The sequence below is a fragment of the Rhizobium sp. 10N427 genome (assembly GCF_056394605.1).
Genome location: NZ_JBFTID010000001.1, coordinates 916,090 through 942,252 on the forward strand (window position 1 = coordinate 916,090; position 26,163 = coordinate 942,252).

A 26,163-nucleotide genomic window follows, 5' to 3' on the forward strand; every position below is an offset into this window, starting at 1 on the left:
TCTCGTCTGATCATGCCGCGATCGGCTTCCGCCGGTCGAGCAGGCAAGCAAGACCGGCGCTGACAAGAGCCAATGCCGCTGGGATGAGGATCACGTAGAGCAGATCCCGGCCGCTCGAAGCGTCATTGAGGAGAAGTCCGGCGATCGAGGCGATGACGGCGCCGCCGCCAACGCTGACGGCCGCCGCTAGCCCCGCAGCCGTGCCCGCGAGATCGGGCTGGACGGCCAGTATCCCCGAATTGGCGGCAGGCATGGTCAGCCCGTTGCCGATGCCGATGAAGATGCAGGCCGCGAAGAAGGCGGGAGGCGCGGTCAATCCGCCGACGGCAAGAGCCAGGCCGCCGAGCAATCCGGTGCACGTGACTGCGCGTCCCGCAACCAATACGGCGGCGATTGGAATGCGGCCAGCATACCGTCCTGCGAGATAGCTGCCGAGGATGAAGCCCGCGGGCACCAGTCCCATGTAGAGGCCAAGCCTGGCGCTTGATCCGCCGAGCGCTTGGTTCATGACCAGCGGCGCGCCGGCGAGGAAGACGTAAAGCGTTCCCATCGAGCAGGCCATGCAGGCGGCATAGGCGAGGAAACGCGGCGAGCCGAGCAGCAGCCGGTATGCCGCGAGATAGCCATGTGAGTGAGTTTTCCGCTTCCCGGTCTCATCACGGATCTCACGGGCGGCGAGCGCCAGCATGATTGCCCCGAGCACCGCGAACATCACGAAATTTGCCCGCCAGCCGAAAAGCTCGCTGACCGATCCGCCGATCGTCGGCCCGATCATTGGTGCTACCGCCCAGCCCATGGCGAGATAGCCGAACTTGCTGGCCGCTTTCTGCCCGCCCCAGCTTTCCTTGACGATGACGAGCGCGATCGAGAAGCAGGCCGCAATGGCCGCCTGCAAGGTACGGAAGAGCAGGAAGACATGAATGTTATCCGCAAGCGCACAACCAGCTGAGGCCAGGATGAAGACAGACAGCGAGGAAAGCACGACCGGCCTGCGGCCAAAGCGATCGGACAGGGCGCCGCCGATGATCTCGGCAAAGGCGGTCAGCGCAGCATAAGCGGCGACGGAGAGCGCCACCAGTGCCGGATCGGCGCGCAGATCGGCGGCAATCTCCGGCAGGGACGGCAGGATCAGGTTGACGGGTAGGACGGAGAGGGCGGTCAGCAGGATCAGGGTGATCAGCCGCGGCGGCACGGATTGAAGTTGCCCTGCGGGCGCGGGTTCGGATGCGGATTGTCCGGTCATCGGTCGGTCTCTCGGGTGATGGGAAGAGGGATGTCCGGCAGGCCGCTGCCCGGAATCCAGGCAATAAAAAAGGCCCCGCCGGGAGCCTGCTTACCGCGCATGGGTGCTTTCGCCGGATGGCTACGCCATCCTGCCCATGCGCCCTATCACCACTACGAGAACCGTTGCGATCATCATTGCCTAGAGCTAGCGGCAAACCTTGGGCTGGTCAATCGCGAGCACATATGAAAAGGGCGGCTTGCGCCGCCCCTTCCGAAATCAGGCTGCCTTCGACACCACGCCATGCGGATCGAGGACGAATTTCGTCGCCGCGCCCTGGTCGAAGCTCTCGTAGCCCTGTGCGGCATCTTCGAGCGAGATGACCTTGGCGTTGACGATGTCGGCGATCGGCAGACGGTCGTGCAGGATCGCCTGCATGAGCTGGCGATTGTACTTGATGACAGGGGTCTGGCCGGTGTGGAAGGACTGCGCCTTCGCCCAGCCGAGACCGAAGCGCAGCGACAGGCTGCCCTGCTTGGCGGCGGCATCAACGGCGCCCGGATCCTCGGTGACGTAGAGACCGGGAATACCGATCGAGCCTGCGGCGCGGGTAATCTCCATCATCTGGTTCAGGACGATTGCCGGCTGTTCGCCACCGGCATGGCCGCGGGCTTCGAAGCCGACGGCATCGATGGCGCTATCGACTTCGTTGGTGCCGACGACCTGGGCGATCATGTCGCCGAGACGGTCGCTTTTCGACAGGTCGATCGGTTCGAAACCGACCTTGGCGGCGTGCGCCAGACGATCCTTGTTGAAGTCGCCGATCATGACAACGGCAGCGCCGAGGATGCGGGCCGAGGCGGCGGCAGCAAGGCCGACAGGACCCGCACCGGCGACATACACCGTCGAGCCGACGCCCACCCCGGCGCGGACCGCGCCATGGAAGCCGGTCGGCAGAATGTCGGACAGCATGGTCAGGTCGCGAATCTTGGCCATCGCCTTGTCGCGATCCGGAATCTTCAGGAGGTTGAAGTCGGCATAGGGGATGGTGACGTAGCGGGCCTGACCGCCGATCCAGCCGCCCATGTCTACATAGCCATAGGCGCCGCCTGCGCGCGACGGATTGACCGTCAGGCAGACGCCGGTGTCCTGCGACTTGCAGCAGCGGCAACGGCCGCAGGCAACATTGAACGGAACGGAGACAATGTCGCCGATTTCGAGCATCTCGACATCGATGCCCTTCTCGATGACTTCGCCGGTGATTTCGTGGCCGAGAACCAGGCCGGGCATGGCTGTCGTGCGGCCGCGGACCATGTGCTGGTCGGAGCCGCAGATGTTGGTGGAAATGACTTTCAGGATGACGCCATGTTCGATGCGGCGGCCATCGGGGGCCTCCAGCTTCGGATCGTCGATGTCGCGGACTTCGACCTTGCCGGGCCGCAGATAGACTACGCCTCTATTCTTGCTCATTCTCGTCTCCTCCGTTGAAAATGCCGCCATCCCGCAGGGCTCCTCCCGCTGCGGGCTGTGCTCACAGATTAGAGCATATGCAAACAGGCACCGTTCCGAATGCGACGGTTTGGGTCCGGAATTGGCCTGTTAGTGCCGCTTCGGCTGGCCGCTTTCTTTCGCCAGGCTCTTCTTCAGGGCATCCATGATATTGACGACATTGCCTGTCGATTTGACAGCAGGTGCCTTCTTGGCCGGTGCCGCCTTTTTCATGGTTTTCAGCTTGGCGCGGATAATGCTCTGCAGCCGCTTCTGCACCGGATCCTGCATCAGGGCGGGGCTCCAGTCCTGCGTCTGGTCCTTCACCAGCTTCTTCATCATCGCCAGCACCTTGGCATCGGGCTTGGCGTCGATAGCGACCGTTCCCACAGCCTCGCGAACCTCGTCGCCGTAATGCAGCGTCCAGAGCACGATCCCCTTGCCCTGCGGCTCCAGAAGCACCGCGCGTTCGCGGCGATAGAGCACCAGCCGGGCGATGCCGACCACGTCATTGGCAGCCATCGCCTCGCGGATGACGCAGAAAGCCTCGGTCCCGACCTTGTCTTCGGGTGCCAGGAAATGCGGCTTGTCGTACCAGATCCAGTCGATCGAGCCGCGCGGCACGAACGTGTCGATATCGATCGTCCGCGTGCTTTCCAGGCCGACCTCGTCGAGTTCGGCATCTTCGAGCAGCACATAATCGTCCTCGCCGCGCGGATAGCCCTTCACCTGCTCCCTGGCCGCAACCGCCCGGTGGGTAACGCTGTCCACATAGCGGCTTTCGACGCGGTTCTTGGTGTTGCGGTTCAAAACGTTGAACCGCACCTTGTTGCTGTCCGTCGTCGCCGGCGTCAGCGACACCTGCGCCGTCACCAACGAGAGCTTCAGATAGCCTTTCCAGAATGTCTGCCGGGGCATCTCGGTTCTCCTCAGGCCGCCTTGTCCAGTTCCGGATAGTGGCGGAAAATGCCGTTTACGTTGAAGGCGAGGCGGCGAGCGGATTTCAGGTAGGCAGCGATATTCGGCCGCTGCTCGACCCTATCGTGCAGCGCCTGCAACAACGGATATGTCTCCGCCGAGCCCTTCATCGCCTTGGGAAAGGCATAGCGCAGTCCTTTGAGCACCTGAAACAGCGACAGGTCCACATAGGTTAGCTTGTCGCCCGAGATATGCGCCGGCCCCTTCGGGTTGTTGGCGATGACGCGCTCGAAATAGCCGAAAAATTTGGGGATGCGCTCCTTGATGAACTCGCCCGAGCGCGCCTTTGCCTCTTCCTTCTGGTCTTCATAGTAGAGTGACGTTGCGATCGGGTGATGCGTGTCGTGCACCTCTGCGACGAAATCGGTGATCGTCAGCTGCAGGCCGTTGAGGACATAGCGCGCCGTATCATGCTTCGGTGCCAGGTCAAGCTTCGCTCCGAGATAGAACAGAATGTTGGCGACATGGGAAATGATCAGGTCGCCGTCCTTCAGGAATGGCGGCGCGAAGGGGATGTCACTACCCGAGCCGCTCTTCATGATTTCCATCATTTCGCCCGTGCCTCTGCCGGGCTCCCGCGTCACGTCGATGTRGCTGGCGCCARCTTCCTCAAGCGCAAGGCGGACGAATTCGCCGCGACCCTGTATGCCGTCCCAATAATAGAGCTCGTATGCCATTCAACTCCCCGGCCAGATACGCCATGTTTCATCCATTGAAGTGTAGCGGCTGGCGCATCCGTCAACAGGCGCGGCTTTTACCATCAGTGATGAGCGTGTTGCGCATTGCGCTTGCGAGTTGCCGCTGCCTTGCTGGCGGAAGCGGAGCGCTCGGCGGGCGTGCGTGAGGCAGAGGCTTTGCCGCCGGTCCGGCCGCCCTTTCCCGCGGAGACGTGGGTGTCCGTCTTGCCGCGGCCGGATCCGGATTTGTTGCCGCCGCCGTCTTCCTTGTTGACGGTCGCCCAGGCCCGGCGCTCGGCCTCCTCGTGGGAGAGCCCGCGATCCTCGTAGCTCTCTTCGATATGCTCCGCCTTGCGCTTCTGCTTGCCGATATAGGCCGATTTTTCGCCTCTGGGCATCATCGCCTCCTGTTGCTCCAAACAAGTTTCAACCGCCCGGAACTTGAAAAGTTCCGTCCATTCCGCGGCGCGGTACGATTCTTACGTAAACGGAACAAAAATCGCGTTGACCCCGTTTTTGGCGGCGAGTCCTGAAACCTCATGACCAAAAAGGAAGGAGCACAGACATGGACAACCACATCAGCGAAGCCGATGGAAACGGCAAGATCGATCTGAATGGCCAGCTATCGCCTGTGGCCTACAGCCTCAAGGTAAGGAAGGGCACAGGCCAATCCTTTGAGATCAACGTTCGCCTGATGGCGTCGCGCGACTGGCTGCTGCAACGCGGCTTCGCCAGCGATGCCGTGCTGATCAGCGCCAGTGGCGCGCGTATTCCCGTCTATCACCCTGGCGGCGCGCTTAATATCGGCGACAGTCTGGCGGTCGAACTGATTGCGCGCGACGACAGCTGCGTCAGCACCGATGACATCGTCCGCAAATATCCCGAGTTCAACAGCGGCAGCCACAAGCTCGATGGGTTCTAGGCGATCGGGCGCTGCTGGGCCGCGGTCTTGATGGCTGTGTCGAGAGCCGTGCTGCTGAAGGGTTTTGTCAGCAACACGGAGCCGGCAAAGCGGGCCGCTTCCGGAAGGCTGCTATTGCCGGTGGCAAAGACCAATCCGACGGACGGGAATGCCGCACGCGCCTTGGCGGCAAAGGCGGGGCCGGACATACCCGGCAACCCGACATCGGCGACGATGATATCGACCGAGGCAGCAGCGAGGATTTCTACGCCGCGTTCGCCGCTCTCGGCTTCGATCACGTCATAGCCGAGATCCTGCAGGATCTCGGCTGTATCCATGCGGATGAAAGCGTCGTCTTCGACCAGCAGCAGCTTGAGCTTTTCCTGGACGATTTCGCGCGGCGGCGTTCCGGGCGCGCTGATTGCCGCTGCGGCGCTCTGGCGGCGCTGGGCCTGATTGGCAAGCACATGGCGGATCTTCCGGGCCAGCGCTTCGCGGGTATAAGGCTTCGAAAGCAGCTCCAGCCCCGGATCCAGACGGCCGCCATGGACGATGGAGTTTTCGGTATAGCCGGATGTGTAGAGGACGCCGACATGCGGAAGCCGTTCGCGCGCCATGCGGGCCAGTTCCGGGCTCTTCAGCGTGCCGGGCATGACGACATCTGTGAACAGAAGGTCGATATGGACGCCGCTCTCGATGACCGTCAGCGCGCTCTGCGCATCGCGGGCCTTAAGCACGTAATAACCGAGATCGGTCAGCATCTCGACGACGGTGGCGCGCACGCCTTCGTCGTCCTCGGCGACCAGAATGGTCTCGGTGCCGCCTACGGCAGGCACGGTCTCGATGCTGGCGATACGATCCTCGCTCTGGAAGGAGCGCGGCAGATACAGCTTCAGCGTCGTGCCTTCGCCGATCTCACTATAGATCTTCACATGCCCGCCGGATTGCTTGACGAAGCCATAGACCATTGACAGGCCGAGCCCGGTGCCCTTGCCTTCCGGCTTGGTGGAGAAGAACGGTTCGAAAGCCTGCTCGATGACATCAGCCGTCATGCCCGAACCGGTGTCGCTGACGGCGAGCACGACATATTGGCCGGCAACGACCTCGGGATGGGTGCGGCTGTAGGAATCGTCGAGAAACGCGTTGCCGACCTCGATCGTCAGCCTTCCCGAGCCATCCATTGCATCGCGAGCGTTGATCGCCAGATTGAGCAGGGCATTCTCGATCTGGATCGGATCGGCAAAGGTGTTCCAGAGCCCGCCGGAGACGATGGTCTCAACCTCGATTTCCTCACCCAGCGCGCGGCGCAGCATGTCGTCCATGCCCGAGACGAAGCGGCCGATATTGATCACCTTCGGTTCCAGCGGCTGGCGGCGGCCGAAGGCCAGAAGCTGGCTGGCAAGCCGTGAACCGCGATCGACGGCGGTGAGGGCGTTGGAGATACGCTCCTTGGCGCGGGTATTGCTGGAGACATCCTTGCCAAGCAGCTGGAGATTGCCCGAAATCACCTGCAGCAGGTTGTTGAAGTCATGCGCCACGCCACCGGTCAGCTTGCCGATCGATTCCATCTTCTGCGCCTGCTGGAGGGCAGCTTCCGCATGCTGGCGATCGGCGATCTCTGCGGCAACACGAACCTCGAGCGTCTCGTTCAGCCGCCGGAGCTGTTCCTCGACATTGCGGCGCTGATTGAGTTCCATCTCCTGGGCGCGAACGAGGCGCGCATTGTCGATCGCCACGGCGGCCTGGCCGGCGAGGCTAACAAGGCTCGATTCCGCGGCATCATTGAAGCGGCCGGGTTGCGCATGGCCAAAGAACAGGCCGCCGATCACCGAGCCGTCGCGCGACTTGACCGGCACGGCGAGATAGCTGCGCACGGGCAGGTGGCCCTTCGGCATTCCCGCATGCGGCGCGTTCTTGCCATAGCGTGGGTCGAGCAGGATGTCGTCGGAGCGTACGACGCCTTCACCATTGAAGGTCGGCGCGAAGACCTTGGTGTTGCGCGGCATCGGAAAGCGCTCGAAGTTCTTCCGGTCAACGCCCGACAGGGCATAGAGCATATAGCTGCCGCCTTCTCCGTCATCGACATTGTAGAAGAAGGCGCCGAACTCGGCGCCGGTCAGTGCTACGCCGGCATCGACTGCGGTTTGCGTCAGACGCTCGACATTCAGCTCGGCGGTGATCGCCGATCCCGCCGCATTGACGATCGATAGCGCATCCGACTTGATCCGGAGTTCATCGAGCGCCCGCCGCTCGCCACGTTTCGCGGTGACCTGGCCGGAGACCTCCATCGTCGCACAGAGAATGCCGACGATCGAGCCGGTCTCGTCGCGTAGCGGCGTATAGGAGAAGGTGAACCAGGCATCCGCAAGCTTGCCGCCGCGGCGCATCGGAACCAGCAGCTCTTCGAAAAGCTGCGCCTGGCCGTCAAGCGTTGCCTTTACGATCGGCTCGAACTGCGGCCAGATATCGCTCCAGACTTCCTTGAAGGGACGACCGAGAGCATGTGGATGGCGCTCCGAAAAGATCGGCACATAGGCGTCGTTGTAGATGAAGGCGAGGTCCGGACCCCAGGCGATGAACTTGGCATGGCGGGAATCGAGGGCGGCGTCGACGATGAAGCGGAGCGAGGCGGGCCATTGATCGACAGGTCCCAGACCTGAGGCGCGGAACTCCGGATCCCGAAGCATTTTGCCGATCCCGCCGCCACCCTTCGGCCAATCGCCTTCAGTCTGCCCCGTCATTCAAATTCACTTCCGTGCGATGCCGCTGCTTTCGCAGCGCGATTCTGCCCAATTGCAGGCTAAAATAGAGGGTCGCACGTATTGGGAAAGGCCTGACGGAAAATAAGCTTAACACGCGTGTATTCTTGCGCGCGAAGGACTGCCGGAGATGGGGGAACTACTTGCGGCCGAAGCGCTGGGCAACCGCGATCGCCTTGGTCAGATCGAAGAAGCGGCCGGATGCCGGACGGCGCTCCGGAAAGACGAAGCCGACCATATTGTCGATGACAATCACCAGCCCGATAGCGAGCAGAAAATAGGCCAGCGCGGCGATCGTCAGGACAAGCATTGTTCCCTCACACCGGCGCTATGAACATGTAGCAGCTGGCTACGATCAGGGACACGAGGATGACGTCGAAATAGCCTTTGTTCATGGCGGTTCTCCCATTCCCGCCAATAACATTCCAGGCGGGCTTTGGTTCCGCCATTCGTGGCCATTTCGCGGCAATATTTTGAAGATGCCAGATTGTGGTCTTCATTTGGCCTGATCGATCCCCCGGGGAGCTGTCTGCTCCATGAATCACACCATAAAACGCAAGTAATTCAGATATATGACACGAATAGGCAGACGCGGGTTTCCGCGCGTCTGCGAAGATCGGATAAATGATGTCAGGCTAAGCCGATTTGCGGCTTGCCGTCTTCTTGGGTGCGGCCACGGCCTTCACGGCGCCATTGGTCTTGGCACCGGCCGTTGTGGTCCGCTTTGCCCTGGTCTTGACTTCGGTGCCGTCCTTGGATGCGGCAGAGGTCTCGAGCGTTTCGCGCTCTTTCCTTGCCTGTTCCCAATGAACTGAATCGCGCCCCGTCGGGTGGCCCTCTTCTTCCCAGAGGGAATATGCACGCTTCTTGATCCACTCGTCGCGAGTTTCTGCCATCGCTGATCTCCCGTCACAACATGCCGCAGTCAAACGCTAGACTAGATGGGATGGTTCCAGAGGAATCATGCAGTTTCAAGAAGAATTTTGACACACTGCAAAATATTGTTTGCGGTGCAATATAAATGGGCAGTTTTGCTCGCTGGCAGCCTGCAATACTGCACAAAACTTGTGCTTTTCTCACTGCTAATGTTCGTGGGTCTGTACCGATGGAACAACCGGCGCGATCACGGATTTCGGAACATGTTCGGATATCAGCGACAAGGGGACGGCATGACCGGCAATGCGAAGCACGCCTGGGGGCCAATCAGGGACGGCGATGAGACCAAGTTCCGGCTTTGGGCACCGGGAGAAGCGGCGGTTGTTCTGCAGCTGGCTGGCGCCGGCCATGCAATGCAAGATACCGGTGATGGCTGGTTCGAGACGCGCGTGCCCGGACCGCTCGAAGGACAGGATTACGTCTTCGTTCTCGGAGATGGACGCGCCGTGCCCGACCCTGCTTCGCGCCAGCAGCGCGGCGATGTGCATGGCCCGTCGCTTGTGCCTGCCAGCGTCTATCGCTGGCGGACCGACTGGAAGGGAAGGGACTGGGAAGAGGCCGTCATCAGCGAGATCCACGTCGGCACCTTCACCGGCGAGGGCACGTTCTCAAGCGCGATCTCCAAGCTCGATCATCTGGCAGGGGCGGGCATCACGGCAATCGAAATGATGCCGGTGGCGCAGTTTTCCGGCGAGCGCGGATGGGGCTACGACGGGGTGCTGCATTACGCGCCGCATTCGGCCTACGGGACACCGGATGACTTTCGCGCCTTCATCGATGCAGCGCATGCCCGCGGCATCATGGTGCTGCTCGATGTCGTCTACAATCACTTCGGCCCTGAAGGAAACTACCTGCACGGCTATGCCCCGGATTTCTTCCGCGCCGACCGTCAGACACCGTGGGGAGCGGCAATCGATTTCGCTCAGCCCGCGGTGCGCCGCTATTTCATCGACAACGCACTCTATTGGATCGGCGAATTTCAGCTCGATGGCCTGAGGCTCGATGCCGTCGAACAGATCCATGACCTGTCGGAGCGCCATGTCCTCGAAGAATTGTCGAAAGAAGTGCGTAGCGCTTTTCCGGGCCGAAAGGTTCACCTGATCGTCGAGGATCAGCGCAATCTCGTCAGTCTGCTGGAGCGGGATGAAAAAGGCGAGGTCAAGACCTACACGGCCGAATGGAACGACGATTTCCACCATGTCGCGCATATCATCGCAACCGGCGAGGACAACGGTCACTACAAGCCCTTTGCCGGCGACCTCTGGGAAAAGACGAAGCTCGCCCTGCAGCATGGCTTCGTCTATCCCGACCGTGCCGATCCGCCGGTGCTGCCGCGCGACGAACGTGTCTATCTGCCGCCCGAAGCCTTTGTGAATTTTCTGCAGAACCACGACCAGATCGGCAATCGTGCCTTCGGCGAGCGTTTGCTGAGCCTGTCCCGGCCGCCGATGGTGGAGACGCTGACAGCGATCATGATGCTGGCGCCGCAGATCCCGTTCCTGTTCATGGGCGAGGAATATGGGGAGACGCAGCCCTTCTATTTCTTCTGCGACTACGCCGGCGAACTCGGCGATATGATCCGCAAAGGCCGCATGAGGGAAGCTGAAGGCTTCGGTGGTCTGAAGGAAGGCCAATCGAAGGAGACGCTGCCGGACCCGAATGCGCGCGCGACCTTCGATGGCTCAGCCCTGCAATGGCAGCGCGCCGAGACTTCGGATGGCAGGCGCCGGAAAGCGTTCGTCGCGGAGCTTGCGCGGATCCGGCAACAGCATGTCGTACCGCTGCTGAAGCGGACACCGCGGATGCAGGCCGAGGCACCGGAAACCGCCGATGGCGCCCTGGCGATCGATTGGGCGATGGACGGCGCGCGGCTGCAGCTGCGTGCCAACCTCACGTCGCAATCGATAACGCTGCCCGCGGTCAATGGTCAGACGATCTTCGAGCTGGTCCGCGAGGTACATGGGGAGGGATTGCCGGCGGAATCGGTGGTTTTCGCCATTGCCTGACCGCATTTCACAGCCGCATGAAAGATTCACGCCTGACGCGAAGAGTGGCGAATTGAACGCTGCCATTTCGCGGCTATATTCCTGACCGATGTTTTATCTCATCTCGACCTACTGGCCGCATATTCTTTTCATCATCTCGATCGCCATGGGAGCCGCGGCGGCGATTCACGCCGCCATGACCAAGGAGGAAGTGCGCGCCGCGATCGGCTGGGTCGGCGTCATCATCCTGTCGCCGATCGTCGGTGCCGTGCTTTATGCCATTGCCGGCGTCAATCGCATCCGCCGCAAGTCGCTGAGTATCCGGCGCGATGAACTGCTGCCCGATGAAGCGCTGGACGAGCTCGAGACCTTCGATGCCGATGCGGAGATGGTGATCAGCGGCTATGGCTACCGCTTTGCCGCCATGCAGACGCTCGGCGACCGCGTTGCGCGCAATCCGCTGACAACGGGCAACACGATCGACATGCTGGAAACGGGTGACGATGCCTATCGTGCAATGAAGGCGGCGATCGATGGTGCCGAGCGCAGCGTTCTGCTGGAGACCTATATCTTCGACCGCGACAGGATCGGCCTCAGGATCGCCGATGCGCTGATAGCGGCCGTCAAGCGCGGCGTGGAAGTGCGGGTCCTGATCGATGCCGTCGGCGCCCGCTATTCCGTGCCGAGCATCCTCGGCTATCTCGCCGAGGGCGGCGTGACCGTCTCGGTCTTTAACGGCAACGTCATCATAGGCCTCAGGCTGCCCTATGCGAATCTCAGGACCCACCGCAAGATCGTCATTGTCGATGGGCGGCTGGCGCTGACCGGCGGGATGAATATCCGCGAAGGGTTCAGCGAGGAGATGTCGGGCGAGAGCTATGCCCGCGACACGCATTTTTCTGTCACCGGTCCGGCCGTCGCCGATCTGTTCGATGTCGCCGCCGAAGACTGGCGGTTTGCGACGGGAGAGCTTTTGAACAGCGCGGCCTGGCAGACCGCCACGCCGGAGCGCGAGCCGGGTGATCCGGTGTTCATGCGCGTCGTTGCATCGGGGCCGGACCGCAGCGTCGAAACCAATCACAAGATGCTGATGGGTGCCTTCTCTGTCGCGCGAAAATCGATCCGCATCATGTCTCCCTATTTCCTGCCGGATCGTGAACTGATCAGCGCGCTGGTGACGGCGGCGCGGCGCGGCGTCGAGGTGGATATCATCGTTCCCGCCGTCAACAATCTGATGCTGGTCGACCGGGCAATGACGGCGCAGTTTGACCAGATCCTCAAGAATTACTGCCGAATCTGGCGGGCGACCGGCAGCTTCAGCCATTCCAAGCTTATGACGGTCGATGGCGCCTGGGCTTATGTCGGTTCCTCCAACATCGACCCGCGGTCGCTGCGTCTGAATTTCGAGATCGATCTCGAAGTGTTCAATGAAGGATTTGCAGCCGAGATCGACGAGCACGCCGAAGAGGTGCTGCGCACGGCAACGCCGGTGACGCTGGAGGGCTTGCGCGCCCGGCCCTTCCTGGTTCGTCTCGTCGAGAAGGTTCTCTGGCTCGGCTCGCCCTATCTCTGATTTTCTGCGCTTCCCCTATGGCAGCTTCTGTTGTGCCGCCTATAATCCCGGGAGAGCTATTTTCGATCAACGGAGCCTTTGCCCACTCCGATGCATGCCAGAAAAGACAGTATCCCCGCCAGCATCCTGGCCTCGATCCGCAACAGGAAGAAGCGGCTTGACGCCGCCCTTGCCGAAGCGCGGCCGCGTGCCGAAGGCACATTGATCGCCTCCTACAACGTGCACAAATGCGTCGGCGCTGACCGGCGGTTCGACCCTGAGCGGACCAGCCGCGTCATCCACGAGATTGATGCCGACCTGATCGCGCTTCAGGAGGCCGACACGCGTTTCGGCGAGCGCACCGGCATTCTCGATCTTGCCCGTCTGGAGCGCGAGACCGGCCTTATCCCGGTGCCGATCACCGGCATGGCGAAGGCGCATGGCTGGCACGGCAATGTCGTGCTTTTCAAGAAAGGCCTGGTGCGCGACGTCCACCAGATCAAGCTCCCCGGCCTTGAGCCGCGCGGCGCGTTGGTGGCCGAAATCGAGCTGGAGCGTGGCGGGGCACTGCGCATCATCGCCGCGCATTTCGGCCTGCTGCGCCATTCGCGCGCCCGTCAGGCGCAGATGCTGGTCGAACTGATGGCCGACCGGCACGAGATGCCGACGATCCTGCTTGGCGATCTCAACGAATGGCGGCTCGGCGACCGCTCGTCGCTGAACAGCTTTCAATCGGCTTTCGGGCCGCAGCCGCCGGCTGTTCCAAGCTTCCCGGCGCGACTGCCGATCCTGGCGCTCGATCGCATCATCGCCAACCGCAAGGGCGTTCTGACGACGATTGAAGCGCATGATACGCCGCTGTCGCGCGTTGCCTCTGATCATCTGCCGATCAAGGCGGTGATCAATCTGCAGACGATAGAGAAACTGGCGAAGGCATAGATTCTGTCGCTATCGAATGATGTCAGCGCATCTGTTCAGCATAGATGAAATGACATCCCGGCTTTGCGGCGATGACCGCGTCGAGCGCGGCTGCGGCAATCCTTTCCGCCGGATTGAGATGAAACTTCTTCGGCAGGACCGGCGCCAGAAGCCGAACCACGGCGAGTGCCGCTCTCTCCGCCCGCCGCGTCTCGCTACGCTCTCCGCCGATCAGGCTCGGCCTGCAGATCGTCAGGGATCGAAAACCGATATTCCGGATGTCCCGCTCGACCTCGCCTTTCGTCCGCGAATAGCAATTCATGGACTTTTCCGATGCGCCAACGGCGCTGACGATGGCATAGGTTTTGACGCCGGCGTCAAACGCCGCTTGGCCGAACGCGACCGGTAATTCGTGGTCGACGTAGCGAAATGCTTCCTTCGAACCAGCCTTAGCTTGTGTTGTTCCGAGCGCGCACAGGATTGCGTCCGGCTGGTACGATATGGAGGTTTGAACAAGCGCCTCCAGACGCGGGGCAACGGCGTTCAACAACCGGTCGCGGGCAGGCAGCGGCGTTCTTGTCGGCGCGACGACTTCGGAGATCGCGGCGTTGGCAAGTGCCAACTCCAATGCCTTGTTGCCGACCAGTCCCGTTGCGCCAAGCAATAGCAGCTTCATCTTCAGCTCTTTCATAGGGTGAGATCACGCCGGCCTTGTCAGGCATAGAGAATGCCCTGGCCCCGGAAGCCGTCAAGCAATTCCCGGGGCTTATATGGCTTAGGCGTCCGGGCGGCCTTGAGCGGCGTACGTCACGGCTTCCCATTCACCCCAATTTTTCAGCCGCGCCTCGTAGACCGATTTGAATTTCACGATCGTTCCCGTGCCGAGCGCCAAGCGGAGCGGTGGCTGATCTGCGTCCACGGCCTGAAACAGTGCCGCACTTGTTGCTTCCGGATCGCCGAAGTCTTCCGGCTTGAACGAGGCGCGAATGGCCTGGCGTATCGGGTTGTAGATGTCGATCGCCGGTGCAGACCGGGCCGATGAGCCGAAGCCGGTGGTGAAGTGGCCCGGCTCAAGGATCGTGACCTTGATGCCGAATGCTGCGACTTCACCGGCCAATCCCTCTGAAATGGCTTCGACCGCAAATTTGGTTGCCGTATATGTCCCGCCGGTCGGAAAGCCGATGACGCCGCCGATGCTCGACACCGTTATGATGTGACCGCTGGCCTGCGCCCGCAGGATCGGCAAGGTGGCCTGCATCAGCCACAGCGTGCCGAACACGTTCGTTTCAAAATTGGCCTTGGCCTGCTCGGGCTCGATCTCCTCGATAGCCCCGAAATAGCCATAGCCGGCATTGCTCACAACGACGTCCAGACGCCCGAAGTGCCTGTGCGCGTTGCCGACCGCCTCGAATACCGCGCCGCGATCCGCAACATCGAGAGGCAGTACCAGAATTGCATTACCATGAGCTGCTGCGAGCTCTTCGAGCGATGTGATGTCTCGTGCGGTGGCAGCGACCTTGTCGCCGCGCCGCAGGGCGGCTTCAGCCCAGACACGCCCAAATCCTCGCGCCGCTCCGGTGATGAACCAAACTTTGGCCGATGTCATATTGCGCTTCTCCGTTGATATAATTGCACTGAGTGCAGAAAATAAATATCGCACTGAGTGCAAGTTTGGCAAGCGCCTTTTTTGCGGTAAGAGTTGTGGTCATGGAAACCGCTGACACCGCCCCCATCGGCTTGCGCGAAAGCAAACGCAGATCGACGCTCGACCGCATCGCAAAAGCAGGCCTGAAACTGTTCATGGAGAATGGCTACGAGGCCACCACGCTTGACGCGATCGCGGCGGCGTCGGGAATATCGCGCCGGACGTTCTTTTCTTATTTGAAGTCGAAGGAGGATGTTCTCCTGGCGCACGAGAGCGGCGGCATTCCCGACATGCTGCGCCCCACCTTTCTTGCGCAGTCACCGGACCAGCCGCCGCTGGAGGCTGCTCGCAAGACATTCCTGATTCTTGCTTCAAGATATGAAAGCAAGGAATCCATTCTCGCCGACCGGATCCTGCGCTCGACGGAAACGCTTCGGCTGCGCAAGGATGCGCTTCACATTCAGTTGGAGGACGTGCTGGCGGAGGCGATGTACGAATTATGGCCGGGTGAGGCAGGGCGGTCGGCACTGCGGCTGGCGGCGATCACCGCAATGGGAACACTTCGCTTCGCCAAGGAGAACTGGCGGCAGGCAAATGGCGCACATCCGCTCACGTACTATATCGATGAGGGTTTTGATCTTCTTCAGCGCCCACTCGATCTCGCATAAAGCGAGCCGCAAACGGAAAAGCCCGCCGCAAGCGGCGGGCCTTCCGGAGACCGGGTCTCTTCCCTGGGAGGAATTATTCGGCGGCCTGAAGAACCGGGACCGGCTCTTCGGTTGCCTGACCGGAAAGCGCTCGGGCCAGCATGCCTTCGTCCAGTTCGTTTTCCCAGCGGGCGACGACGACAGTTGCGACCGCGTTGCCGACGAAGTTGGTGAGGGCGCGGCATTCCGACATGAAGCGGTCGATGCCGAGGATCAGCGCCATGCCGGCCACTGGGACGGACGGGACGACAGAGAGTGTTGCCGCAAGCGTGATGAAGCCGGCGCCGGTGATGCCTGCGGCACCCTTGGAGCTCAGCATCGCGACGAGCAGCAGCAGGATCTGGTCGCCGAAGGTGAGCGGCGTGTCGGTTGCCTGGGCGATGAACAGGGCTGCCAGCGTCATGTAGATGTTGGTGCCGTCGAGGTTGAACGAATAGCCGGTCGGGATGACCAGACCGACGACGGATCGCTTGCAGCCGGCCCGTTCCATCTTCTGCATTAGGCCGGGAAGGGCGGCTTCCGACGACGAGGTGCCGAGAACCAGCAGAAGCTCTTCCTTGATGTAGCGGATCAGCGCGAAGATCGAGAAGCCGTTGTACTTGGCAACAGCGCCGAGCACGACGATCACGAAGAGCAGTGACGTCAGGTAGAACGTGCCGATCAGGAAGGCGAGGTTGGCGATCGAGCCGATGCCGTATTTGCCGATGGTGAAGGCCATGGCGCCGAACGCGCCGATCGGTGCTGCCTTCATCAGGATGGCGACAAGGCGGAAGATCGGTGCAGTCAACGCGTTCAGGAAGTCGAGAACTGGCTTGCCGCGATCGCCGACCATGCCGAGCGCGATACCGAAGAGCACCGAGAAGAACAGCACCTGCAGGATGTCGCCCTGGGCGAAGGCGCCGACGATCGTGTCCGGAATGATGTTCATCAGGAAGCCGGTGATGGTCGCGTCATGCGCCTTGCTGGCATAGCTGGAGACGGCATTCGCATCGAGCGAGGCGGCGGAAATATGCATTCCGGCGCCCGGCTGCAGAACGTTGGCGATCAGCATGCCGACGGCGAGCGCCAGCGTCGAGAAGACGAGGAAGTAGATCATCGCCTTGCCGGCAACGCGTCCGACCTTTTTCAGATCGGACATTCCGGCAATGCCGGTCGCGACCGTCAGGAAAATAACCGGGGCGATGATCATCTTCACGAGCTTGATGAAGGCATCGCCGAGCGGCTTCAGCGCCGTACCGGTATCCGGATAGAAGTGGCCGAGCAGGATGCCGGCGACAATGGCGGCGATCACCTGTACGTAAAGATGCCGGTAGAACGGCAGAGGCGCACGCGGCTGCGTGTCTTGGTGTGCAATGTCCATGATATCCTCCATGAAGCCCCAACCAAGGATTTGGCTCTCCCGGGGCGAATTGCGTTTCGTCGCAGAACGATCAGCAATCGGCGTGCCAGACTCGGAAATTCTGACTAAGGCATTGATTTATTTTGAGACTATACATTGGTCTGCAAGTCGTCTGATGCGGAATGTGCGTAAATCCGCACGGATTATATTGAATGAAGTGCGGTTTTGTGCTCAATATTGGCGATGGCCATAGCCGTTCCATCCGCGGAAGACGCGCGCCTTCGCCTCGGCATTCGCCGGACGTGGGTCGTCTTTGCGCTGATATCGGCGCTGATCGCGGCTGCCGCACTGACCACTGCGGCGATCTATGGGCGCTCTGCAGCACTTTCGGCGCTGCAACAGCAGGGCCGCACCGATGCCAATCTGAAGGTTGCCCTGCTTCAGGCCGTTCTGGAACGGCCGCGTGCGCTGCCCCTTCTGCTGTCGCGTGACCGCGATGTGGAGGACGCGCTGACCCAGTCCGGTCAGGAAAAGAAGGATGCGTTGAGCGGCAAGCTGGAAGATCTGGTCAAGGGCACCAATGCCGCCGTCATCTACGTGGTCAACGCGGATGGTATCGCGGTTTCGGCCAGCAACTGGCACGAAGCGACGAGTTTCGTCGGAAACGACTATACGTTCCGCAGCTATTTCACCCGCGGCATGCGGGAGGGGATGGCCGAGCATTTTGCGCTCGGCTCCGTCAGCAAGCGCCCCGGGCTCTATATCTCGCACCGTATCGGGCCTGCATCGGCTCCGCTTGGCGTCGTTGTCGTCAAGATGGAGTTCGATCAGCTGGAGAGCGATTGGAGCGACACGCAGCGTCCGGCCTTCGTGGTCGATCAGAACAACGTGGTGCTGATCACCAGCGTGCCCTCCTGGCGGTTCATGACGTCGGAAGCGCTTGCTGCCGATAGCCTGCTTTCGATCCGCGAGAGCCTGCAGTTCGGCGATGCGCCGCTTTTGCCTCTGCCTTTCCGGCCGGTGAAGGCGCTGGGAGCCGACGCGCTGCTGATCCGCGCCATCCTTCCGGGTGGCCGGGCCGCGACCTATCTCAAGATCATAGCGCCTGTGCCTTCGACGAACTGGACGTTTCAGTATCTGTTGCCGGTCGAATTGCCGGTGGCTGCGGCCGTGCGCGAGGCCCTGCTGGTGACGGCGCTGGCGCTTTTGACCGTGATTGCCATTGCCGCCATCTGGCTGCGCCGCAGGGATGTGGCGCTGATGACCATCGTGCGCGAGCAGCTGGCGCGCGAAGAGCTGGAGCAGCGTGTTGCCGAGCGGACGCGTGATCTCAGCCGGACGCGCGATAGCCTCGAGGCCGAGATCACCCGTCACCGGGCGACCGATGCGCGGCTGCAGAGCGTGCAGCAGGATCTGGTCAATGCCAACCGGCTGGCGATCCTCGGCCAGATCGCGGCCGGTGTCGCCCATGAGATCAATCAGCCGGTCGCGACGATCCGCGCCTATGCCGACAATTCCGCGGTCTATCTCAAGCGCCAGCAGACCGAACCGGTTGCGGAGAACCTTGCGCTGATTGCCGGACTGACGGAGCGGATCGGGACCATCACCGAGGATCTGAAGGCACTCGCCCGGCGCGGACGAACGGCGCCCGAAGCGGTTGGCGTCGAGGAGATGATAGACGGCGCGCTGATGTTGCTGCGCAGCCGTTTCACCGGCCGGCTTGAGATGCTGACCGTCGAGCCTGTCCCTGAAGGCCTGCAGGTCATGGGCACCCGGCTGCGGCTGGAGCAGGTGTTCATCAACCTGTTTCAGAATGCGCTGGAAGCCGTGGAGGCGCGCGATGGCGGCCGGGTGACGGTTTCGGCAGGTGTTTCCGGCGACGGCGTTGCCATTTCGGTCGCCGATAACGGTCCGGGCATTGCCCCCGATATTCTCGAAGCCCTGTTCGAACCCTTTAATTCCTCCAAGGAAAAAGGCCTCGGCCTCGGCCTGGTGATCTCCAAGGACATTGTCTCCGACTATGGCGGCAGCATCGATGTCGAGAGCGGGGCCGACGGCACCCGCTTCATCGTCCATCTGAAGGAGGTTTCCGCATGAGCAAGGCAGCCCCGGTCATTCTCGTTGACGACGACAAGGATCTGTTGCGCGCCACCGGGCAGACGCTCGATCTCGCCGGCTTCGACGTCACGCTTTGCACGTCGGCGATGGAAGCGCTCGGCAAGCTCGACCGCACATTTCCGGGCGTGCTGGTGTCGGACATCCGCATGCCTGGCCTCGATGGATTGCAGATGTTCGAGCGCATCCGCCAGCTCGACGCCGAGCTACCCGTTATCCTGATGACCGGCCACGGAGATATCCAGATGGCCGTCAAGGCGATCCAGGACGGTGCCTATGATTTCATTGCAAAGCCGTTTGCCACCGAGCGGCTGATTCAATGCGTACGGCGTGCGGCCGAAAAGCGGGCGCTGGTGATCGAAAACCGCAATCTCCGCGAAGCCGCGCAGCAGGCCGACCCGGGCATGCCTCTGATTGGGCAGACCCCTGTGATGGAGCGCCTGCGCCATATGCTGCGCCAGATCGCCGATACCGATGTCGATGTGCTTGTCACCGGCGAAACCGGCAGTGGCAAGGAGGTTGTGGCGAGCCTGCTGCATGGTTGGAGCCGCCGTTCGAAAGGCAATTTCGTGGCGCTGAACTGCGGCGCGCTTCCCGAACAGATCATCGAGAGCGAGCTTTTCGGCCACGAGCCCGGCGCGTTTACCGGCGCGCAGAAGAAACGCGTCGGGCGGATCGAGCATTCGAGCGGCGGTACGCTGTTTCTCGATGAGATCGAGAGCATGCCGCTGTCGACGCAGGTGCAGATGCTGCGTGTTCTGGAGATGCGCCAGGTGACGCCGCTCGGAACGAACGAGGTGCGCCCCGTCGATCTGCGCATCGTTGCGGCGGCGAAGGTCGATCTCGGCGATCCCGGACAACGCCAGAGTTTTCGGGAAGATCTCTATTACCGTCTGAACGTGGTGACGCTGGCGATCCCGCCGCTTCGCGAGCGGCGCGACGATATTCCGCTGCTTTTCAGCTATTTTGCCGAGCGGGCGGCCCGCCGCTTCCATCGCGATGTGCCGCAGATCACCGCAACCGTCAGCCGCCATCTGCGGGATCATGACTGGCCGGGCAATGTCCGCGAACTCTCGCATTTCGCCGAGCGCACCGTCCTGGGCATGCAGCCCGCCGAGCCCGAACCGCCGAAGGCCGATCCCGGCGCTTCCAACGGCGTGCCGCTGCCCGAGCGGCTGGATCACTACGAAGCCGGGATCATTCGCGATACACTGATCTCGTTCGGTGGCAACGTGCAGCAGACGATCGCCGCCTTGGGCATCCCGAGAAAGACGTTTTATGACAAGATGCAGCGTCACGGGATCGTTCGCAGCGACTACGCCGACAAGCGGTGAACGGTTAAATCACCGTTAACTCCCATATACAACTACTTGGCTTCTACGCCGTTGCGGCTTTCCAGCCGGTAGCGGTGGCCAGGATAGATGAGGCGCGCGACGGACACGACGCCGCGTGAAGACCATGTCCGCCGGCGGATTGTCAGGCAGGGTTCGGACTTCAGGATCGTCAGCAGCTTGCATTCCCAAGGCTGCGGCATGACCGCCTCGACAATGTGTTCCGAGCCCGTCAGCGGTGCGACTTCCGAGAGGTAAGCGTTCGGCGTCTTGCTGCGGAAATCCTGAGTAAGGTAATCAGGGGCGGCATCCGGGTGGACGTGGCGGTCCTCGATCTGCACCGGGACGCCGTTTTCGCTGTGGACGACGAGTGAATGGAACACCGCCGAGCCGATCTCCAGACCCAATGCATCCGCCATTTCAGGCGATGCAGTCTCCTGCGCCAGCACGATAACCGCCGCTTCATGGGCGTGGCCGCGCTCGGCGATCTCCTCGGCGATGTTGCGCACTTCGAAGAGGGCGGAGACGCCCTTGCGTTCGGCAACGAACGAACCGACGCCTTGAATACGCACCAGTTCGCCCTCGCTGGCAAGCTCGCGAAGCGCCCGGTTGGCGGTCATCTTGCTGACGCCGAGTTCGACAACTAGCTCGTTTTCCGACGGTACGCGGTATTTGGGCGGCCACTCGCCGCTGTGAATCCTGTCGAGAATGATCTGCTTGACGCCCGCATAAAGCGGGGTCGCGTCATTCTCGGCCAATTCCCGCTTCATTTCACCGGCACGTTTCATTGCCTAATCCCTTGGCATCGACAGCAATTGCCGCAAAACTCAACTTTCCATCTTGCATATCACAAAATTATTCATATGGTACCCTATACAACCTTCGGCGAGATATGATCTTCGCAAAAGGCAAGCCGGCGGAGATCGGCAGGAAAGACGGTCAATCGAATTTCAGAGGAGTTTGGAACATGAAATTGCATAGCATCATCGTGTCTGGAGCGGTGGCAATCTCCGCTCTCGCAACGCCGGTTCTCGGCAAGGACTGGAAGACTGCGACGATTACCCTCGAGGGTGCCTACGCACCCTGGAACATGACGAATGCCGACGGCACGCTAGGCGGCTTCGAGCCGGAACTGGCCAAGGTGCTCTGCGAGCGCGCCAAGATCGAATGCAAGCTTGTCGCGTCCGACTGGGACGGCATGATCCCGGCGCTGAATGCCGGCAAATTCGATGTGATCATGGATGCGCTGTCGATCACCGAAGAGCGCAAGAAGATCATCGACTTCACCGTTCCCTATGCCGCGACGCCTGCCGCTTTCGCGACCGCCAAGGATAGCCCGCTGGCAAATGCCGCCGGTACCGGCGTGACGATCAAGATGACGCCCGGCCAGACCGGCGTGAAGGAAATCGATGCGCTGAAGGAAGCCTTCAAGGGCAAGACGATCGGCATCCAGGCCGCGACCGTCTATGCGAAGTTCGTCTATGACAACTTCGGCTCGATCGCCGAAATCCGCGAATACAAGACCGGCGCCGACCGCGATCTCGATCTGCAGAACGGCCGTATCGATCTCGGCTTCGACGACGCGGTCTATTTCAACAACGCATTCGCGTCGGCAAACGATACGCTTGCCTTCACCGGCCCGGAAATCGCCGGCTCGATCTGGGGCGAGGGCGAAGGTCTCGGCATCCGGAAGGAAGACACCGACCTGCGCGACAAGTTCAGCGAAGCCATCAAGTCCGCGCTGGCCGACGGTACCGTCAAGACCCTCTCGATGAAGTGGTTCAAGGTCGACGTCAGCCCGCAATAAGCAACCTTCGGGCTATCACCGATACGGTCTCCGGCACCTTGCCGGAGACGCCTGTGATAATCTCGACGCCTGAAGCTGCTATCGACGGGAACGGACGCAATGGGAACCTTGGGACTCTTGGGCTTCGGCTCGAACGGATGGGGCGCATTGTTGCTTGTTGCAACCTTGATGACGCTCGCCGTGACCGCGACTGCGCTGGCGATCGGCGCCGTACTCGGCACCATCATCGCCTCGACCAAACTCTCCGGCAATATGCTGCTGGTGACGCTCGGCAATATCTATACGACCGTGTTTCGCGGCGTGCCTGAATTGCTGATCATCTATTTGATCTATTTCGGCGGCTCGGCGGCGGTGACATCCGTCGGTCAATGGCTAGGCTACGAGGGCTTCCTCGGCCTGCCCTCCTTTGCCGCCGGCGCCCTTGCCGTCGGCATCATCTCCGGCGCCTATCAGGCGGAAGTCTATCGCGGCGCCTTTCTGGCGATCTCCAAGGGAGAGCTGGAAGCGGCCTCGGCGATCGGCATGCCGCGCGCGCTGCGCCTGCGGCGCGTCATCATTCCGCAGGTCCTGCGCTTCGCGATCCCCGGTCTCGGCAATGTCTGGCAGCTAAGCCTCAAGGATTCGGCGCTGATCTCCGTCACCGGTCTCGCCGAGCTGATGCGCACCAGCCAGGTGGCCGCAGGCTCGACGCGTCAGTATTTCCTGTTTTTCATCGCCGGCGGCCTTCTCTATCTGTTGCTCACCAGTCTCTCGGACCGGATCTTCAACACCGCCGAACGGCGCGCAAACCGCAGTATGCCTGCGTCGGCGATGGGGCAAGCGTGATGGATTTCGAATTTCTGTTCTCCACCATGGTGACGCTGCTGAAAGCAGTGCCGACGACGCTGATCCTGTTTTCGCTGTCGATCTTTTTCGGCGGCCTGCTGGCGCTCGTCATCGTCTCGCTTCGCGTCAGCGGCAATCCGTTGCTGGCCGGTTTCGCCAAGGGCTACATCTTCATCTTCCGCGGCTCCCCGCTGCTGATCCAGATGTTCCTGGTCTTTTACGGGCTTGGTCAGTTCGGCGTCATCCGCTACTCCTTCCTCTGGCCCTTCCTGCGCGAGCCAATGGTCTGCGCCGTGCTTTCGCTGGCGCTCTGCACGGCAGGCTACTCTGCGGAAATCTTCCGCAGCGGCATCCGCGCCGTCTCGCCAAAGGAAATCGAGGCGGCCCGCGCCATCGGCATGCCGCGCATGCTGATGATCCGGCGGATCATCGCGCCCATCGCCTTCCGTCATGCGCTGCCTGCCTATTCCACCGAGATCGTGCTGATGATGAAATCGACAGCGCTCGCAAGCCTCGTCACCGTCTGGGAAGTCACCGGCGTCGCGCAGCGGCTGATTTCGCAGACCTATCGCACCATGGAAGTCTTCCTGTGCGCCGCCATCATCTACCTGGTGCTGAACTTCATCATCCTGCAGGCCATGGCGCTGCTCGAATATTCACTCTCCAAACACCGCCGCGCCATCCCGCCGGCACTCAAGGCCTAAGGAGCAACCGCGATGCCCGGTGTGACACGCCTTTCCGTTCGCAACATCCGCAAGAGCTTCGGCACCCATGAGGTCCTGCGCGGCATTTCCCTTGAGGCCCAGGACGGCGATGTTATTTCGCTGCTCGGCGCTTCCGGCTCGGGAAAGTCGACCTTCCTGCGCTGTATCAATCTCCTGGAAACCGCGAGCGATGGCGAGATCTGGGTCGATGGCGAGCAAATCCGCATGGTGCACAAGAACGGCAGCAGCCGTCCTGCCAGCCAGAAGCAGGTCGACCACATCCGTTCCGAACTCGGCATGGTGTTCCAGAGCTTCAACCTCTGGTCTCACATGACCATCCTGCAGAATGTCATCGAGGGGCCGGTCCACGTTTTGAAGCGCCCGAAGGCCGAGTGTATTGCCGAGGCCGAGGCGCTTCTGGAAAAGGTCGGCATCGCCGACAAGCGCCATGCCTATCCGGCGCATCTTTCCGGCGGCCAGCAGCAGCGTGCCGCGATCGCTCGCGCCCTTGCCATGAAGCCAAAGGTCATGCTGTTCGATGAGCCGACATCGGCGCTCGATCCGGAATTGGTCGGCGAAGTGCTGCGCGTCATGCGCGCGCTGGCCGAGGAAGGCATGACGATGCTCGTCGTCACCCACGAGATGAGCTTTGCCCGCAACGTTTCCAACCGCGTCGTCTTCATGCGCGAAGGCCTGATCGAAAGCAGCGGCGCGCCCGACGATATGTTCGGCAGTGCGGCCACGCCGGCCTTCCGCCAGTTCATCGGCCATTTCGGAACCGGGCAATGACCATCGTCCTGCATGAACGTCTGTCGTGGCGCGATGTCGCCCGCGTTGGCGAGGGTGAAGCTCTGGCCTTGTCGGCCGCAGCACGCGACCGTGTCGCCCGCGCCAGACAGATCGTGGAGAGCATCGTCGAAAGCGGCGTCAGGGCTTATGGCATTAATACCGGGGTCGGCGCGTTGTCCGACACGGTCGTTGACCGCACCTCGCAGAGCCGCCTGTCGCGCAATATCATTCTGAGCCATGCCTGCGGTGTCGGTCCTCTGCTGGCGCCGCGCGAAGTGCGCGCGATCATCGCTGCGCAGATCGCCAATTTCGGCCACGGCCATTCCGGCGTGCGCCCTGAAATCCTCGAACATCTCACGGCATTCCTCGCGAAGGACTGCATTCCCGATGTGCCGTCCAGGGGATCGGCCGGATATCTCACCCACAACGCCCATTCGGCTCTAGTGCTGATCGGAGAGGGCCATGCAACCGTCGGCGGGCGGCGCATGACGGGGCGCGAGGCACTTCTCGCGATCGGGCTCGCGCCGCTTGTGCTTCAAGCCAAGGAAGGCCTGAGCCTCGTCAACGGAACGGCCTGCGCAACGGGCTTGTCTTCCGTTGCCCTGTCCCGCGCCGAACGGCTGCTCGATTGGGCCGACGCCGCCGCAGCGCTGACGCTCGAAGCTGTCGGCTGCCAGATAGCCGCTTTTGAGAAATCAGTGCTGTCGCTCCGTCCTTCCAAAGGTATTGCGAAGGTAGGCGGGCGCTTACGCTCCCGGTTAAAGGGCAGCGCGCTGGTCGACGCCGCCAAGGGCAAACGGACGCAGGACGCGCTCAGCCTCCGCTCGGTGCCCCACGCCCACGGCGCTGCGTGGGACGTGTTCGAGGAGACGGCCCGGATCGTCGATCAGGAGCTGGCTTCCGTGACCGACAACCCCGCGATCTCCGGGACGCCGGATCGTCCCGTGGTGTCCTCCGAAGCGCATGCCGTGGCGCCCGCCCTGGCGCAGGCCGCCGATGCTCTCGCAATCGCGATCGCGCAGATCGGCGCAATGAGCGAGCGGCGCGCGGACAGGCTGGTCAATCCGCTTGTCAGCGGGTTGCCGCCGTTTCTCGCCAGCGATGCCGGCAGCCATTCGGGCTTCATGATCGCGCAATATACCGCTGTGGCACTTGCCAACGAAAATCGCCGTCTCGCGGCACCCGCCTCGCTCGACGGCGGCATCACCTCCGGTTTGCAGGAGGACTTCCTGGCCCATCCGACGGCGGCGGCAAACAAGCTGCTCGCCATCATCGATAACGCCGAATATATCTTGGCTGTCGAACTGATGGCGGCAGCGCAGGCGCATGATTTCGTGGCCGTCAACGGTGCACGCGCCACCGGAACCGGCGCCATTCACGCGATGGTGCGCGGCGTTGCAGGCCATTACCATGACGACCGGCCGTTGCATGGCGATATCGAGGCGCTCCGAACCCTGATATCAACCCATCAGCCGGCCGAGTGAG

Annotated in this window: 24 protein-coding genes; 12 read left to right on the top strand and 12 right to left on the bottom strand. The window is 61.8% G+C overall.

Annotated elements, in window-relative coordinates; translation table 11 throughout:
- Positions 1-10 precede the first annotated feature (10 nt).
- The 5 genes from AC1DIJ_RS04040 to AC1DIJ_RS04060 form a co-directional block, all read right to left on the bottom strand.
- Positions 11-1,243, bottom strand: coding sequence for an MFS transporter (locus AC1DIJ_RS04040; protein ID WP_112386694.1), 1,233 nt, complete (start codon positions 1,241-1,243; stop codon positions 11-13).
- Between the two features lie 258 nt (positions 1,244-1,501).
- On the bottom strand, positions 1,502-2,692 hold the full coding sequence (fdhA, locus tag AC1DIJ_RS04045) for a formaldehyde dehydrogenase, glutathione-independent (RefSeq protein WP_112386696.1): 1,191 nt from the start codon (positions 2,690-2,692) through the stop codon (positions 1,502-1,504).
- Positions 2,693-2,821: 129 nt separating this feature from the next.
- A complete protein-coding gene (gene ku / locus AC1DIJ_RS04050) occupies positions 2,822-3,628 on the bottom strand; it encodes a non-homologous end joining protein Ku (protein ID WP_112386697.1) in 807 nt (268 codons plus the stop codon).
- 11 nt (positions 3,629-3,639) lie between these two features.
- A complete protein-coding gene (locus AC1DIJ_RS04055; protein WP_477831178.1) occupies positions 3,640-4,365 on the bottom strand; it encodes a glutathione S-transferase in 726 nt (241 codons plus the stop codon).
- An 83-nt stretch (positions 4,366-4,448) separates the two neighbouring features.
- On the bottom strand, positions 4,449-4,763 hold the full coding sequence (locus tag AC1DIJ_RS04060; protein ID WP_112386753.1) for a plasmid stabilization protein: 315 nt from the start codon (positions 4,761-4,763) through the stop codon (positions 4,449-4,451).
- A 167-nt stretch (positions 4,764-4,930) separates the two neighbouring features.
- Between AC1DIJ_RS04060 and AC1DIJ_RS04065 the strand changes: the two genes are divergently transcribed.
- Entirely contained in the window at positions 4,931-5,287 is a 357-nt protein-coding gene (locus AC1DIJ_RS04065) for a hypothetical protein (protein ID WP_112386699.1), read from the top strand.
- Here AC1DIJ_RS04065 and AC1DIJ_RS04070 read toward each other — a convergent pair.
- The 3 genes from AC1DIJ_RS04070 to AC1DIJ_RS04080 all read right to left on the bottom strand — a co-directional run bounded on the left by AC1DIJ_RS04070 (position 5,284) and on the right by AC1DIJ_RS04080 (position 8,921).
- Complete coding sequence (locus AC1DIJ_RS04070; protein ID WP_112386700.1) at positions 5,284-8,007, bottom strand: hybrid sensor histidine kinase/response regulator; 2,724 nt, start codon at positions 8,005-8,007, stop codon at positions 5,284-5,286. The two genes, AC1DIJ_RS04065 and AC1DIJ_RS04070, sit on opposite strands and share 4 nt — an antisense overlap.
- Positions 8,008-8,164: 157 nt before the next feature.
- Positions 8,165-8,335: a hypothetical protein gene (locus AC1DIJ_RS04075; RefSeq protein ID WP_162698734.1), complete on the bottom strand. Its 171-nt coding sequence runs from the start codon at positions 8,333-8,335 to the stop codon at positions 8,165-8,167.
- Positions 8,336-8,660: 325 nt separating this feature from the next.
- Positions 8,661-8,921: a DUF2934 domain-containing protein gene (locus tag AC1DIJ_RS04080; RefSeq protein ID WP_112386702.1), complete on the bottom strand. Its 261-nt coding sequence runs from the start codon at positions 8,919-8,921 to the stop codon at positions 8,661-8,663.
- Positions 8,922-9,194: 273 nt separating this feature from the next.
- On the opposite strand from AC1DIJ_RS04080, the gene treZ reads away from it, so the two are divergent.
- The 3 genes from treZ to AC1DIJ_RS04095 all read left to right on the top strand — a co-directional run bounded on the left by treZ (position 9,195) and on the right by AC1DIJ_RS04095 (position 13,437).
- The gene (gene treZ, locus AC1DIJ_RS04085; protein WP_112386703.1) at positions 9,195-10,967 is read left to right on the top strand and encodes a malto-oligosyltrehalose trehalohydrolase; all 1,773 of its coding nucleotides are present in this window, start codon (positions 9,195-9,197) and stop codon (positions 10,965-10,967) included.
- A gap of 88 nt (positions 10,968-11,055) precedes the next feature.
- A complete protein-coding gene (locus tag AC1DIJ_RS04090; protein ID WP_112386704.1) occupies positions 11,056-12,519 on the top strand; it encodes a phospholipase D-like domain-containing protein in 1,464 nt (487 codons plus the stop codon).
- Positions 12,520-12,609: 90 nt separating this feature from the next.
- The gene (locus AC1DIJ_RS04095) at positions 12,610-13,437 is read left to right on the top strand and encodes an endonuclease/exonuclease/phosphatase family protein (protein WP_112386705.1); all 828 of its coding nucleotides are present in this window, start codon (positions 12,610-12,612) and stop codon (positions 13,435-13,437) included.
- 22 nt (positions 13,438-13,459) lie between these two features.
- Here AC1DIJ_RS04095 and AC1DIJ_RS04100 read toward each other — a convergent pair whose 3' ends face one another.
- Both AC1DIJ_RS04100 and AC1DIJ_RS04105 read right to left on the bottom strand, forming a co-directional pair.
- Entirely contained in the window at positions 13,460-14,092 is a 633-nt protein-coding gene (locus tag AC1DIJ_RS04100; protein ID WP_477831179.1) for a Rossmann-fold NAD(P)-binding domain-containing protein, read from the bottom strand.
- A 99-nt stretch (positions 14,093-14,191) separates the two neighbouring features.
- Positions 14,192-15,022 (bottom strand): SDR family NAD(P)-dependent oxidoreductase, encoded by an 831-nt coding sequence (locus AC1DIJ_RS04105; protein WP_112386706.1) that lies wholly within the window; start codon positions 15,020-15,022, stop codon positions 14,192-14,194.
- A gap of 101 nt (positions 15,023-15,123) precedes the next feature.
- Here AC1DIJ_RS04105 and AC1DIJ_RS04110 point away from each other — a divergent pair, with 101 nt between their 5' ends.
- Entirely contained in the window at positions 15,124-15,729 is a 606-nt protein-coding gene (locus tag AC1DIJ_RS04110) for a TetR/AcrR family transcriptional regulator (protein ID WP_112386707.1), read from the top strand.
- A 73-nt stretch (positions 15,730-15,802) separates the two neighbouring features.
- Here the strand turns inward: AC1DIJ_RS04110 and AC1DIJ_RS04115 are convergent, their stop codons facing one another.
- Positions 15,803-17,128 carry a dicarboxylate/amino acid:cation symporter gene (locus AC1DIJ_RS04115; protein WP_405049552.1) on the bottom strand — a complete coding sequence of 442 codons (1,326 nt, stop codon included), beginning with the start codon at positions 17,126-17,128 and terminating at the stop codon, positions 15,803-15,805.
- A 222-nt stretch (positions 17,129-17,350) separates the two neighbouring features.
- On the opposite strand from AC1DIJ_RS04115, the gene AC1DIJ_RS04120 reads away from it, so the two are divergent.
- Complete coding sequence (locus AC1DIJ_RS04120; protein WP_310290109.1) at positions 17,351-19,204, top strand: sensor histidine kinase; 1,854 nt, start codon at positions 17,351-17,353, stop codon at positions 19,202-19,204.
- Complete coding sequence (locus AC1DIJ_RS04125; RefSeq protein ID WP_112386709.1) at positions 19,201-20,556, top strand: sigma-54-dependent transcriptional regulator; 1,356 nt, start codon at positions 19,201-19,203, stop codon at positions 20,554-20,556. The genes AC1DIJ_RS04120 and AC1DIJ_RS04125 overlap by 4 nt, the downstream gene beginning before the upstream one ends.
- A 32-nt stretch (positions 20,557-20,588) precedes the next feature.
- Here AC1DIJ_RS04125 and hutC read toward each other — a convergent pair whose 3' ends face one another.
- The gene (gene hutC, locus AC1DIJ_RS04130; RefSeq protein ID WP_112386710.1) at positions 20,589-21,341 is read right to left on the bottom strand and encodes a histidine utilization repressor; all 753 of its coding nucleotides are present in this window, start codon (positions 21,339-21,341) and stop codon (positions 20,589-20,591) included.
- 179 nt (positions 21,342-21,520) lie between these two features.
- Between hutC and AC1DIJ_RS04135 the strand changes: the two genes are divergently transcribed.
- The 5 genes from AC1DIJ_RS04135 (at position 21,521) to AC1DIJ_RS04155 (ending at position 26,162) form a co-directional block, all read left to right on the top strand.
- Positions 21,521-22,360, top strand: coding sequence for a transporter substrate-binding domain-containing protein (locus tag AC1DIJ_RS04135; protein WP_112386756.1), 840 nt, complete (start codon positions 21,521-21,523; stop codon positions 22,358-22,360).
- Positions 22,361-22,459: 99 nt separating this feature from the next.
- Positions 22,460-23,185 (top strand): ABC transporter permease, encoded by a 726-nt coding sequence (locus AC1DIJ_RS04140; protein WP_112386711.1) that lies wholly within the window; start codon positions 22,460-22,462, stop codon positions 23,183-23,185.
- On the top strand, positions 23,185-23,889 hold the full coding sequence (locus tag AC1DIJ_RS04145) for an ABC transporter permease (protein WP_112386712.1): 705 nt from the start codon (positions 23,185-23,187) through the stop codon (positions 23,887-23,889). Before AC1DIJ_RS04140 ends, AC1DIJ_RS04145 begins: the two co-directional genes overlap by 1 nt.
- 12 nt (positions 23,890-23,901) lie before the next feature.
- Complete coding sequence (locus AC1DIJ_RS04150; protein WP_112386713.1) at positions 23,902-24,678, top strand: ABC transporter ATP-binding protein; 777 nt, start codon at positions 23,902-23,904, stop codon at positions 24,676-24,678.
- On the top strand, positions 24,675-26,162 hold the full coding sequence (locus tag AC1DIJ_RS04155; protein ID WP_112386714.1) for an HAL/PAL/TAL family ammonia-lyase: 1,488 nt from the start codon (positions 24,675-24,677) through the stop codon (positions 26,160-26,162). The genes AC1DIJ_RS04150 and AC1DIJ_RS04155 overlap by 4 nt, the downstream gene beginning before the upstream one ends.
- Position 26,163: the final 1 nt, after the last annotated feature.

Excerpts from the sequence above, each read along its gene's own strand:
- AC1DIJ_RS04040 (WP_112386694.1), bottom strand. The coding sequence starts at position 1,243 with ATGACCGGACAATCCGCATCCGAACCCGCGCCCGCAGGGCAACTTCAA.
- fdhA (WP_112386696.1), bottom strand. The coding sequence starts at position 2,692 with ATGAGCAAGAATAGAGGCGTAGTCTATCTGCGGCCCGGCAAGGTCGAA.
- ku (WP_112386697.1), bottom strand. The coding sequence starts at position 3,628 with ATGCCCCGGCAGACATTCTGGAAAGGCTATCTGAAGCTCTCGTTGGTG.
- AC1DIJ_RS04060 (WP_112386753.1), bottom strand. The coding sequence starts at position 4,763 with ATGCCCAGAGGCGAAAAATCGGCCTATATCGGCAAGCAGAAGCGCAAG.
- AC1DIJ_RS04065 (WP_112386699.1), top strand. The coding sequence starts at position 4,931 with ATGGACAACCACATCAGCGAAGCCGATGGAAACGGCAAGATCGATCTG.
- AC1DIJ_RS04070 (WP_112386700.1), bottom strand. The coding sequence starts at position 8,007 with ATGACGGGGCAGACTGAAGGCGATTGGCCGAAGGGTGGCGGCGGGATC.
- AC1DIJ_RS04075 (WP_162698734.1), bottom strand. The coding sequence starts at position 8,335 with ATGCTTGTCCTGACGATCGCCGCGCTGGCCTATTTTCTGCTCGCTATC.
- AC1DIJ_RS04080 (WP_112386702.1), bottom strand. The coding sequence starts at position 8,921 with ATGGCAGAAACTCGCGACGAGTGGATCAAGAAGCGTGCATATTCCCTC.
- treZ (WP_112386703.1), top strand. The coding sequence starts at position 9,195 with ATGACCGGCAATGCGAAGCACGCCTGGGGGCCAATCAGGGACGGCGAT.
- AC1DIJ_RS04090 (WP_112386704.1), top strand. The coding sequence starts at position 11,056 with ATGTTTTATCTCATCTCGACCTACTGGCCGCATATTCTTTTCATCATC.
- AC1DIJ_RS04095 (WP_112386705.1), top strand. The coding sequence starts at position 12,610 with ATGCATGCCAGAAAAGACAGTATCCCCGCCAGCATCCTGGCCTCGATC.
- AC1DIJ_RS04100 (WP_477831179.1), bottom strand. The coding sequence starts at position 14,092 with ATGAAGCTGCTATTGCTTGGCGCAACGGGACTGGTCGGCAACAAGGCA.
- AC1DIJ_RS04105 (WP_112386706.1), bottom strand. The coding sequence starts at position 15,022 with ATGACATCGGCCAAAGTTTGGTTCATCACCGGAGCGGCGCGAGGATTT.
- AC1DIJ_RS04110 (WP_112386707.1), top strand. The coding sequence starts at position 15,124 with ATGGAAACCGCTGACACCGCCCCCATCGGCTTGCGCGAAAGCAAACGC.
- AC1DIJ_RS04115 (WP_405049552.1), bottom strand. The coding sequence starts at position 17,128 with ATGGACATTGCACACCAAGACACGCAGCCGCGTGCGCCTCTGCCGTTC.
- AC1DIJ_RS04120 (WP_310290109.1), top strand. The coding sequence starts at position 17,351 with ATGGCCATAGCCGTTCCATCCGCGGAAGACGCGCGCCTTCGCCTCGGC.
- AC1DIJ_RS04125 (WP_112386709.1), top strand. The coding sequence starts at position 19,201 with ATGAGCAAGGCAGCCCCGGTCATTCTCGTTGACGACGACAAGGATCTG.
- hutC (WP_112386710.1), bottom strand. The coding sequence starts at position 21,341 with ATGAAACGTGCCGGTGAAATGAAGCGGGAATTGGCCGAGAATGACGCG.
- AC1DIJ_RS04135 (WP_112386756.1), top strand. The coding sequence starts at position 21,521 with ATGAAATTGCATAGCATCATCGTGTCTGGAGCGGTGGCAATCTCCGCT.
- AC1DIJ_RS04140 (WP_112386711.1), top strand. The coding sequence starts at position 22,460 with ATGGGAACCTTGGGACTCTTGGGCTTCGGCTCGAACGGATGGGGCGCA.
- AC1DIJ_RS04145 (WP_112386712.1), top strand. The coding sequence starts at position 23,185 with ATGGATTTCGAATTTCTGTTCTCCACCATGGTGACGCTGCTGAAAGCA.
- AC1DIJ_RS04150 (WP_112386713.1), top strand. The coding sequence starts at position 23,902 with ATGCCCGGTGTGACACGCCTTTCCGTTCGCAACATCCGCAAGAGCTTC.
- AC1DIJ_RS04155 (WP_112386714.1), top strand. The coding sequence starts at position 24,675 with ATGACCATCGTCCTGCATGAACGTCTGTCGTGGCGCGATGTCGCCCGC.